A 9,750-nucleotide genomic window follows, 5' to 3' on the forward strand; every position below is an offset into this window, starting at 1 on the left:
GGCCCACCCCGACCCCACCCCGGCCACCGGTGACCCGGTCACCGAAGACGGCCTCCCGCTGCGGTGCGGCGATCCCCGGCCCGTCATCGCGGACCGCGACCGTGCCCGCCGCCACGGACACCTGCACGCGGGCCGGTTCGCCGTCCCGGGCGCCGTGGCGCAGGGCGTTCTCCACCAGGTTGCGCACCGCCTGGGCCAGCAGATCCGGGTCGCCGAGCACGACCGTCGGCTCGGTACGCACCGGCACCGTCCCCGAGCGGTGTCCCAGCTCCTCCACCACCTGCTCGACCAGCAGGTCCAGGCGCAGTGGCGTCAGCTCCAACGCCCGGGTGCCGGTGTCGATGCGCGCCCGGCTGAGCAGCCCGGTGACCAGCCGGTCCAAGTGGTCGACCAGCCGTACGGCATCGCGCATCGCCGCCGGTGCGGGGGTGGTCGCGTGCGCGCCGCTCTCCAGGGCCAGCCGCAGAGAGGTCAGCGGCGTGCGTAACTCGTGGGCGGCCTCGGCAAGGAACTGTTCCTGCTGGTCCAGGGAGCGCATGGCAGGGCGCAGGCTGCGGCCGGACAACAGGTGACCGGCCCCGGCCGATGCGAGCACCAGAACCGCGCAGCCGGCGGCGAGCCACAGCACCAGTTCGGTGTGGCGGCGCTGCTGCGGAGCCGGATCGGTGGCGACGAGCACGACCGCGCCAATCTCGTCGACGTTCCACACCGGGGCGGTGGCCCAGCGCAGCTCCCGGCCACCGGTGTCGGCGACAGAGGCGAGCACCGGGCCCTGCTCCCGTACGGTCGAAGCCCACATCCGGTTCAACTGACCCGCCGGCGGCAGGCCCGTGCGCTGCGGGTTCAACCAGCGGACCTGCGCATCACCCGGTCCCGGGCGCTGCACGACCGCGGTGACATCCGACACCGTGGCCAGGTCATCCTCGGACAGCGGTTCCAGGTGCAGCACACCCTTGTCCATCCAGATGGCCCGCGACAGCGCCAGGGCCCGCCCCTTGATCTCGGAATCGCGATCCCGGGAACCGGAGCGTGCGTCGATGGAGGCGGCGATGACGGCCAGCGTGATCAGCGACAGCGCGCTCATCGCGGCGTACAGCAGGGTCAGCGTCCACCGCATCCGTCGCAGCCGCGTGACGGCGGTACGGCCGGTGCTCATGACGGCCCGTGGATGCGGTATCCCACACCCCGCAGCGACTCGATGAGATCGGGTGGCCCGAGCTTGCGGCGCAGGTGCCGGATCACCACGTCCACGACGTTGGAGGCCGGCTCGCTCATCTCATCCCAGCAGCGCTCCAGCAGCTCACTGCGGGTGACCGCGTCGCCGGCCCGCAGCATCAGCGCCTCCAGCACGGCGAACTCCTTGGCGGTGAAGGCCAGCAGGACACCTGCTCGCCGCACCCGGTGGGTGGGCACGTCCAGCACGATGTCGGCCACTTTCAGCTCGGGTAGCCGGGGCGGCTGGTCGCGGCGGCACAGGGCTCGTACCCGGGCGATCAACTCGGTCATGGCGAACGGCTTGCCCAGATAATCATCGGCGCCGTGCTCGAAGCCTGACACGCGGTCACCAACGGCGGCCCGGGCGGTCAGCACCAGCACCGGCACCGTGCGCCCGGCCCCGCGCCACATCCGGATGAGCCCGAGCGCATCGCCGTCCGGCAACCCCCGATCGGCGATCACACAGTCATAGCTGTTGACGGAGATCTTGAAATCGGCCTCCGCCCGCGACGCAGCGTCGTCAACCGCGAACCCAGCGCTGCGCAACCCGGCGGCGATGGCCGGACGCAGCTCGCGATCGTCCTCCACCAGCAACACCCGCATGGTCACCGAGTCTAGATCGCCTTCCCCGGGCGCCGCCGCCGACGAGCTGGCCGCGCCGGACCCCGGTGGCCGGGTCCGGCGCCGCTCGCCGTTATCGCAGCCGGAACTGCTGGGCGGCGGAGGTGTTGCCGTCGCTGGGCGTGGTGAGCGGCGCTACCAGCAGGTTGTCGCCGTAGAGGTATCCGCCATTGGCGGGGCGGGCCGGTCGCCACGCAGGACGAGGGGAACGCGGGATGGCGTGGCAGGCTGATCGGATGATCTCGATTCCGGACGTCGATCTTGCCTTCGTGGGTGGTGGCGGCGCTGCGTCGCTCACGCTGGCCGCCCTGGGACGAGAGGCCGCCGGCGTACGGATTGCCGTCATCGATCCCGTGCACAAGCGCGGACAGGACCGGACCTGGGCCTTCTGGGGATACCCCGGCACGGTCCTCGATCCCCTGCTGAGCGCGAGCTGGGCGGCCGTGGACGTGATAACCCCGGCCGGGCGCCGCGAGCTGCCGCTGACCCCGCTGCGCTACGCGATGCTCCGCTCAGCACCGCTCTACGAGCTGGCCCAGCAGGCCGAGCGGGACCTCGGCGCGCTCCGGTTCACCGCACCGGCCGAGGAGCTGCACGACGACGGCAGCAGCGTTGTCGTCTCGGGCCCCGGCGGCCCTCTCGTCCGGGCGGGGTGGGTGCTCGACTCCCGCCCCCGGCCACCCCGGCGGCCCGGACGTACGAATTGGCTGCAGCACTTCCGTGGCTGGTGGCTGGAGGCGGACCGGCCGGTTTTCCAGCCGGAGCGCGCCGTGCTCATGGATTTCCGGACGCCCCAGCCCGCGCGCGGTGTCTCGTTCGGCTACGTCCTGCCGGTCAGCGACCGGTTCGCGCTGGTGGAGTACACCGAGTTTTCTCCCGCCGTGCTCAGCAACGACGCCTACGACACCGCATTGGTGGCCTACGCCGAGTCGATCGGCCTGGACCTGGCCTCGTTGCGGGTGCGGGAGGTGGAGAACGGTGTCATCCCGATGACCGACGGCTTGTTCGAGGCCCGGCCCTCGCCCCGGGTGGTGCGGCTCGGCACGGCCGGGGGTGCCACCCGGCCCTCGACCGGCTTCACCTTCTCCGCGATGCTCCGCCAGGCCGATGAGATCGCCCGCGCGGTCACGGCGGGACGCCCTCCGGTCCCGCAACCGCCCTACCCGGCCCGGCACCTTTGGATGGACTCGGTGCAGCTGCGGGCGCTCGACCGCGGCCTGGTCGACGGGGTGGCGTTCTTCGACCGGCTGTTCGAGCGCAACCCGCCCGAACGGGTCCTGCGCTTCCTCGACGGGGTCACGACGTGGCGCGAGGACCTGCTCATGATGGCGTCCAGCCCGCTGCTGCCGATGACCCGCGCGGCAGCCGGCGACGCGGCGAGCCGCCTGCGCGGATGACGACCACGGGGCTGGTCCCGGGGTGGCCCCCGCGTCGCCGAGCCGGACAGCCCCAACCGGCTCAGCAGACCGGCCTGGCTCCGGCACAGCCGGATAGATCAGCCGGTCATGGGTATGCGCGATCCTGTCGAGGATGGGAGGGCCCATGGCCGGGCTGTCACTATGGGTGTTGCTGGTAATTTTTGCGGCCGCTGCTGCAGCAATCTGGGTCGCCGGGGTCCAGCTTTCCAACCAGACCGATGTTTTGTCCGTACGGCTGCATCTCGGTTCTGCCCTTGGCGGTTTGATCCTGCTCGCCATCGCCACGAACCTGCCCGAGGCAGCCATCGTGGCCAGTGCCGCGCTGTCCGGCAACGTCGGCGTCGCAGTCGGCAACATCCTCGGCGGCATCGCCATCCAGACCGTCGTTCTGGTGGCTCTGGACGCCTTCGGGGTGCGTGGCAGGCACCCGCTGACCTACCGTGCCGCGTCGCTGGTGCTGGTGCTGGAAGCAGCTCTGGTGGTGGCCGTCCTTGCCGTCGTCATCGCCGGCAGCCAGCTTCCGGCCTCGCTCATCGCGTTCCGGCTCACCCCCGGGCCGGTGCTCATCGCCATCCTCTGGGTTGCGGGGCTTCTGCTGCTGCAGCGTGCCGGTAAGAGCCTGCCCTGGCACGAAGCCGGGGAGGCGCCCGGCAACCAGGAGCCGCCGCGCGGGCACAGCCAGCAGCAGAACGAGAAGCAGGCCACCAGCAAGGGCATCAGCACCGCCCGGTCGGCCACCATCTTCGGTCTGGCCGCCCTGGTCACCCTGGCCGCCGGGGTGGTGCTGGAACGCAGCGGGGACGCCATCGCCGAGCACATCGGCCTGTCCGGGGTGCTGTTCGGCGCCACCATCCTGGCCGCCGCCACGTCGCTGCCGGAGCTGTCGACCGGGCTGACCTCGGTCCGCAACGGCGACTACCAGCTGGCCATGAGCGACATCTTCGGCGGCAACGCCTTCCTGCCCGTGCTGTTCCTCATGGCCACCCTGCTGTCCGGCAAGGCCGTGCTGCCCCAGGCCCAGAACACCGACATCTATCTCACCGCCCTGGGGATCCTGCTCACCCTGGTGTACGCCGCCGGGCTGCTGTTCCGGCCCCAGCGCCGCATCGCCGGCATGGGCATCGACTCGCTGGTGGTGCTCGTTCTCTATGCGATCGGGGTGGCCGGCCTGTTCGCCATCGCCGGCGGGTAGCCCACCTCCACCGTTGGTACCGCGTCGACCAGGGCCTGGGTGTACTCGTGCCGGGGGCGCAGGAAGACGTCGTCGACCAGCCCCGACTCGACGACGGTGCCGTTGCGCATGACCAGGACCCGGTCGGCCAGGTGGTGGACGACGGCGAGGTCGTGGGAGATGAACAGCAGGGCGGTGCCGTCGGTGGCGCGGATTCCGGCCAGGAGGTCGAGCACCTGGGCCTGCACGGAGACGTCGAGGGCGGACACCGGCTCGTCACAGATGATCAGGGAGGGGCGGGGGGCCAGGGCGCGGGCGATGGCTACCCGTTGCCGTTGGCCACCGGAGAGCTGGCGGGGCAGGCGGTCGAGGACGTCGGCGGTGAGGCCGACGCGGTGCAGCAGGTCCTCGACGGTCGGTTCGCCGGGGTGGGGCGGCAGGGCTTCGGCCACGATGCGCCTGACGGACCAGCGGGGGTCGAACGAGGACAGCGGGTCCTGCGAGATGAACTGCATCCGGCGGCGCTGGGAGCGGCGGCGGCGTTCGCTGAGCCCGGTCCAGGGTGTGCCTTCGAAGCTCACCGAGCCGGAGGTGGGTGCGGTCAGCCCGAACAGCATCTGGGCGACCGTGGTCTTGCCCGATCCGGATTCCCCGACAACGCCGACGATTTCGCCGCGCTGAACGCTCAGGTCGATGCCGGTGACGACCGGGTGGTGCCCGTACCGCTTGTGCAGGGCCCGGGCCTCGACGACGACGGGGCCGGCCGGGTTGCGGGCGGGGCGAGGACGACGGGCGGCGGCTGAGGGCACGGCGTCGAGCAACTGCCGGGTGTACGGATGGGACGGCGCGGTCAGCAACTCCGTGGTGGGACCATGCTCGACGATCTGCCCCTCGCGCATCACCAGGACCCGGTCGGCGAGCCGGGCTACCACGGCGAGATCGTGGCTGATCAGCAGCAGCGTCTCCCCGGCGGCCCGCCGCTCGGCGAGCAGGTCGAGGATCTGCGCCTGCACTGTCACGTCGAGTGCGGTGGTCGGCTCGTCGGCGATCAGCAGGGGTGGCCCGGCCGCGATGGCCGACGCGATCAAGGCCCGCTGGCGCAGCCCGCCGGAGAGCTGGTGCGGATATTGCCCGGCCCGGCGCGCCGGTTCGGGCACATGGACGGTTTCCAGCAGGCGGTGGACCCGGGCCGTGCGGTCGCGGCGGTTGCCGATGCCGTGCGTGCGCAACACTTCGCCGATCTCGGCGCCGACGGTGCGCAGCGGGTCGAGCGAGACCAGCGCGTCCTGCAGCACCAGTCCGGCGAAGCTGCCGCGCAGTTTCGGCCAGTCGTGAGGGCCCGGCCGGCCGGCGATTTCGAAGCGATCCGATCGCACCTGAACGCCCGGTCCGGCCAGCCCGGCAAGCGTACGGGCGGTGACGCTCTTGCCCGATCCGGACTCCCCCACGATGGCCAGGCACTCACCCCGGTGCACGTCGAGGTCGATCCCGCGCACCGCATGCACCGCGCCCCGGCGATGCGGGAAACGCACGTGCAGGTTGCGGACGGAAATGAGCAGCTCGCTCATCCGAGCCTCCCTTCGAAGCGGCGTTGCAGGCGGCGTCCGGCCACGGTCAGCGAGATGACGGTGAGGGTGACGACCACGCCGGGCAGCACGGTGGTCCACCACGCGACGCTGAGATAGCCCCGGCCCTCGGAGAGCATCGCGCCCCATTCCGGCGACGGTGGTTGCGGTCCCATGCCGAGGAAGCTGAGCCCGGCGGCGGCCAGGATCGCCTCGCCCAGACCGATGACGGCGAGCACCGGCACCGGGCCGAGCACGTTGGGCAGCACATGACGCAGCACCAGCCGCAGTCGCGAGTCGCCGAAGGCAACGGCGTGGGTGACGTACGCGGCCTGGCGCACCACGAACGTCTGGGTGCGCACGACCCGGGCGTAGGTGGGCATCGTGGCGATACCGATGGCGATGACCAGCCCGGCAGTACCCGGACCGGCCACCGCGACGAACAGCAAGGCCAGCAGCAGCAACGGAAACGCCGACAGGGCATCGAAGAAACGGCTCAGCGCCTCGTCGGCGTACTTGTGAGCCAGCCCGGCGAGCAGGCCGAGCAGCAGCCCGGCCGTCACCGCGATCGAGGTCGCGCCCGCGCCGATGAGCAGCGAGTGCCGGGCACCGTGCACCACCCGGTCGAAGACGTCGCGGCCGAGCTGGTCGGTGCCGAACCAGTGCGCCGCGCTGGGCGCTTCGAGCACGTGCAACGGGTCGGCGGCCAACGGATCACCGGCGAACAGCGACGGGTGGACAGCGGCGATCAGCGCCAGCAGCAGGAACAAGGCAGCCGTGGGCACGGCCACGCCGGAGGCTGCGAACGAGCGGCGCAGCGCCAGCGGGCGGTCAAGCGCGATGCTCATGTCAGCTCCTGCGCAGCCGGGGGTCGATGACCAGGCAGGCCAGGTCGGCGAGGGTGTTGATGGCGACGTAGACGAACGCGGAGAACACCACGACGGCCAGCACGACCGGCAGGTCCTCGCTGGTCACCGCCTGCAGGGTGACCTGGCCCAGGCCGGGGCGCCCGAACACCGTCTCGATGATCACCGCCCCGCCCAGCAGCACGCCGAACAGCCAGCCGGTCAAAGTGATCACAGGCAACAGCGCATGACGCACGGCATGGCGTACGAGCACAGCCCGCTCCCCCAGCCCCCGGGCCCGCGCGGTGACCACGAACGGCTCGTCCAGCGCGCGATCGAGGCCGTCGCGCAGCACCTGGGTGAGCAGCGCGGCCACCGGCAACGCCAGGGTCACCGCGGGCAGTACCAGGGCTGCGACCCCCTGGCCGCCGCTGACCGGGAACCAGCCGAGCCGGAACGAGAAGATGCTCAGCAGCACGATGCCGATCAGGAACGACGGCGTCGACACGAGCACCAGCTCGGCGGTGGAGCTGACCCGGCGCGCCCAGGGCCGGCGGGTGGTGATCGCCAGGATCAGCGCCAGCACCACGCCCAGCAGGCCCGCCACCGCCGCCAAAGTCAGGGTGGGCCGCAGCTGCGAGCCGATGACCTCGCTGACCGGACGCTGCAGCAGGTATGAGCGCCCCAGGTCGCCCTGCCCGGCGCGCCACAGGTAGTCCAGGTACTGCACGACGGCCGGCCGGTCGAGGTGCCATTCGCTGATGATCTGAGCGCGGATCAGCGGCGTGTCAGCGCCCTCGCCGACGATGGCGTCCACTGTGGTCCCCGGGGCGGCGAGCAGGGCGAGGTAGGCCGCGGTGGCGGCGGCCCACAACACCACCAGCCCGGTGGCGAGGCGGCGCAGCACGATCACTTGCTCAACCAGACGGTGTAGGCGCTGGCCGGTACGCCCGCAGTCGGCTCGAAGCCCAGACCGCCCGCCTTCTTGTTCGCCGCGATCTGGTCGGCCGGGGCGTACAGGGGCTGGATGAGAGCCTGCTCGGCAACCACCTTCTGCTGCAGGTCCCGGTAGACCCCCGCGCGGGCGGCGGGGTCGCCCTCGGCCTGACCCTTGTCGAGCAGCCCGTCGATCGCCTTGTCCTGAATGCCCAGGCGGTTGATCGCGCCCGAGGAGGACAACAGCAGGTTGAGGGCCGCCCCCGCGTCGGTGTCGGCGCGGGAGTTGTCGAACACCTCGTACTGGTTGTCCTCCAGGGCCTTGGTGGCGGTGCCCTGGTCGACCACCGACACCTGCAGGTCGATGCCGGCGCTCTGCTTGACCGCTGCCTGCACGGCTTGGGCGAGGATGTCCCGGCGGTCACGGACGAAGGGCGAGGACTGCACGAGTCGTACGGTCAACCGTTTGCCGTCCTTGACCCGGAAACCCTGGGCATCACGGGCGTTCCAGCCGGCCGCGTCCAAGGTGGCGTTGGCGCGCCCGGGGTTGGTGCCGTACGTGCCCTCCAACGACTTGTCGTAGAGCGGGCTGGCCGGGCCGATCACGCTCCACGCCCGGGTGGCCGTACCGCGGTAGACGCCCTTGAGCACGGTGTCCACGTCGAGGGCGTCCCGGAAGGCCTGCCGCACCCGGATGTCATCGAACGGGGCGTGGGTGACGTTGAAGTAGTAGGAGTACGCCGAGCCGGAGTTCAGGCCCCTGCTCAGGGTCAGCGCCGGGTTGCCGGTGATCCGCGCCTGGTCGGTGGCGGGGACGCCCTCGATGACCTGCACCTGCCCGGAGGTCAGCGCGCCAACGCGAACCGAGGACTCCTTGAGGAAGCGATAGGTGACCTCGTCGAGACGGGCGGGCTTCCCCCGGTACGCCGGATTCTTCTTGTAGTGGATCTCCTGTCCCGGGGTGTAGCGGTCGAGGATGAACGGCCCGGTCCCGGCCAGCTCGGGGCCACCGGCCTTGAGGTTCTTCGCCGCCTTGAGCGAGGCCGGCGAGACGACCGCACCCTGTGGCGAGGAGAGGAAGTCAAGGATGAGCACGTCGGGCTGCTTCAGCGTGTACGTGACGGTCGAGGGGTCCACGATGTCCACGGACTTGAGGTTCTTGAGCTGCACGGCGGCGACCGTGGGGGCGTACCCGTCGGAGAGCAGCAGGTCGATGTTGGCCTTGACCGCTGCCGCGTCGAACGGGGTGCCATCGCTGAAGCTCACGCCGCTGCGCAGCTTGACCGTGTAGACCAGGCCGTCGGGTGACACCTGGTAGCCATTGGCCAGCCAGGGCAGGTAGCCGCCCTTGTCGTCGTGGGTGAGCAGGGCCTCGAAGTTGTTCCAGGTGAGCAACCGGGCCTTGGCCTGGGCGTACTGGTGCGGGTTCAAGGTGATCGGTTCGGTCTCGATGCCCCAGGTCAGGGCGCCGCCGGAGACCGGTGAGCCGGCCGCGGCGGAGTCGGTGCCGCCACCGCCGGAGCACCCCGCCAGCAATGCGGTAGCCACGGTTGCGATCAGCAGAAAACGGCGACGCATCTCCACCTCCAGATGAACGGTCTCCGTTTTTCCTATAGTTTAACTAGGATATAAGCAAGAGGACGATGACCTCCGTCCCAGATAGCGGAGACCGCACGCCGGCTCCAGTCCGGCGCGCCCGGCCACGGCAACCAGCCGGTGGGCATCGAGCGTAATAATTTCTTCGTACGATCGGGCACCGTCGTAACAATTTTCACCATTGTCATTGACGATCATCAGCGGCTCGGCGATGCTGGGAGCACTCCGGAGCCTACTGAGCAGGGTTTTCACCTTGCCGGCTCCGGCATGCCCGTCGAAAGGAACCGGTTATGACTCACCGTCCCGTGCTCGCCCGCGTTCTCGGCCTGGCCGGTGCGCTCGCCCTCACCGGCACGCTTCTCACCGCCGCCCCCGCCCTGGCC

Annotated in this window: 8 protein-coding genes; 2 read left to right on the top strand and 6 right to left on the bottom strand. The window is 70.8% G+C overall.

Translation table 11 applies throughout. From position 1 onward, the window contains the following. Together TFC3_RS14655 and TFC3_RS14660 are read right to left on the bottom strand one after the other, a co-directional pair. A partial coding sequence (locus TFC3_RS14655; RefSeq protein WP_067500039.1) for a HAMP domain-containing sensor histidine kinase occupies positions 1-1,156 on the bottom strand: 1,156 nt, incomplete at its 3' end. Then, a complete protein-coding gene (locus TFC3_RS14660; protein ID WP_067506694.1) occupies positions 1,153-1,818 on the bottom strand; it encodes a winged helix-turn-helix domain-containing protein in 666 nt (221 codons plus the stop codon). The genes TFC3_RS14655 and TFC3_RS14660, both read right to left, overlap by 4 nt. 254 nt (positions 1,819-2,072) lie before the next feature. Between TFC3_RS14660 and TFC3_RS14665 the strand changes: the two genes are divergently transcribed. Then, a complete protein-coding gene (locus TFC3_RS14665; RefSeq protein ID WP_082772447.1) occupies positions 2,073-3,233 on the top strand; it encodes a lycopene cyclase family protein in 1,161 nt (386 codons plus the stop codon). Between the two features lie 133 nt (positions 3,234-3,366). Beyond that, a complete protein-coding gene (locus TFC3_RS14670) occupies positions 3,367-4,446 on the top strand; it encodes a sodium:calcium antiporter (RefSeq protein WP_236718128.1) in 1,080 nt (359 codons plus the stop codon). Here the strand turns inward: TFC3_RS14670 and nikE are convergent. The 4 genes from nikE to TFC3_RS14690 are packed head-to-tail and all read right to left on the bottom strand — an operon-like array spanning position 4,401 to position 9,349. Beyond that, positions 4,401-5,993, bottom strand: a complete 1,593-nt coding sequence (nikE, locus tag TFC3_RS14675) for an ABC transporter ATP-binding protein (protein ID WP_067500045.1) — start codon at positions 5,991-5,993, stop codon at positions 4,401-4,403. The two genes, TFC3_RS14670 and nikE, sit on opposite strands and share 46 nt — an antisense overlap. Further along, positions 5,990-6,838, bottom strand: coding sequence for an ABC transporter permease (locus TFC3_RS14680; RefSeq protein ID WP_067500047.1), 849 nt, complete (start codon positions 6,836-6,838; stop codon positions 5,990-5,992). The genes nikE and TFC3_RS14680 overlap by 4 nt, the downstream gene beginning before the upstream one ends. Before the next feature lies 1 nt (position 6,839). Next, the gene (locus TFC3_RS14685; protein ID WP_236718129.1) at positions 6,840-7,748 is read right to left on the bottom strand and encodes an ABC transporter permease; all 909 of its coding nucleotides are present in this window, start codon (positions 7,746-7,748) and stop codon (positions 6,840-6,842) included. Continuing rightward, positions 7,745-9,349 (bottom strand): ABC transporter substrate-binding protein, encoded by a 1,605-nt coding sequence (locus TFC3_RS14690; RefSeq protein ID WP_067506701.1) that lies wholly within the window; start codon positions 9,347-9,349, stop codon positions 7,745-7,747. The genes TFC3_RS14685 and TFC3_RS14690 overlap by 4 nt, the downstream gene beginning before the upstream one ends. Positions 9,350-9,750: the final 401 nt, after the last annotated feature.

Origin of the sequence: Actinoplanes sp. TFC3 (assembly GCF_001553785.1) — a bacterium.
In the GTDB taxonomy this organism is placed as follows: domain Bacteria; phylum Actinomycetota; class Actinomycetes; order Mycobacteriales; family Micromonosporaceae; genus Actinoplanes.